1 protein-coding gene is annotated in these 1,162 nt (G+C 38.5%); it reads left to right on the top strand.

Translation table 11 applies throughout. The features are described 5' to 3' along the window. Positions 1 to 1,162, top strand: a 1,162-nt coding sequence (locus tag ACNQ0W_RS25160; protein ID WP_417933293.1) for a hypothetical protein, incomplete at both ends; no start/stop codon positions are given.

Below are 1,162 nucleotides of genomic sequence, written 5' to 3'. Positions count from 1 at the left end.
TTACGTATCATTATAAAGTTAACGGAGATACGATAAAGAAAACATTAGAGAGACATATTGATTTGTATTTTAGGGATGAAATTAAAACAGCAAACCTAGAAAATAGAGCTCCATATGTTCCTTCTTTAAAACAATTTTCATACTGGAATAAAAAACTCTTCACTAAAGATTTCTCGATAAATAAGAAGAACACGAAAAAAGAAATAGACCTCAAAATGCGGGCGCTTTTAGGTAGTGTGGCTAATACAACTGTTTTGCCGGGTGATGTTTTCGAAATAGACTCAACTGTCGCTGATGTACATCTTATTTCGAGTTTAAACAGACGAAAAGTCATTGGGCGTCCTACTATTTATACAGTGGTGGATCGTGCAACAAGAATGATTGTTGGCCTTCATGTTTCTTTATACCATGCTTCATGGCGAGCCGCCCGACAAGCGTTAGCAAATTGCTTTATGCCAAAAAAAGAATATTGTAGATTATTTGGAATCTCTATTACTGATGATGATTGGCCTTGTTCTCACATTCCATTAACATTGATGTGTGACAACGGGGAGATGATTGGTCTTAAACCTCAGGAAGAGATGACCCCCCTGACAAAACTTGAGTTTGCGCCAGTCGGTAGAGGCGACAGAAAAAGCATTGTTGAACGCTGTTTCGGCATTCTGAATGATGAGGTTATTCATAGGCTTATTGGAACAACACGAAGGGGAAAGATTGTTAAAGGAGAGCCAACACCGCAATCCAGGGCTTGTTTAACGATTCAGGAGGTCACGTCTTTACTGATTCGGGAGATACTTGCACATAATCAGAGAACGTATGAGGAACTGGCTTATATCAATCCCTTACTGATTGAAAATGATCTCGTAATATCACCAAAAAATAGTTGGATGATAAGCTTAAAGCACGGGAGATTCAGCGCAAGAGCCGTTGGGGCCGACGAAGTGATCGCACGATTGTTAATCCCTGTGAACGCTAACATTACCGCCGGTGGGATTCAGTACAATAATCTTTTTTATGAATGTGATCCTGAAATTGCATCAGGTGTCAGAGTATTTGGAAGAACCACTTGTGAAGCAAGAATAGATGACAATTGCGTAGATTATATATATGTAAGATTTGACAAAAATAGCATTTTCAAAAAACATTACCTACTTAAGAAAAG

Source organism: Enterobacter cloacae complex sp. 6730903 (assembly GCF_048283985.1).
Taxonomy (GTDB): domain Bacteria; phylum Pseudomonadota; class Gammaproteobacteria; order Enterobacterales; family Enterobacteriaceae; genus Enterobacter; species Enterobacter hormaechei_C.
Note: the sequence above shows the minus strand (reverse complement) of the source record. Positions and strands in the feature narration are given on the sequence as shown.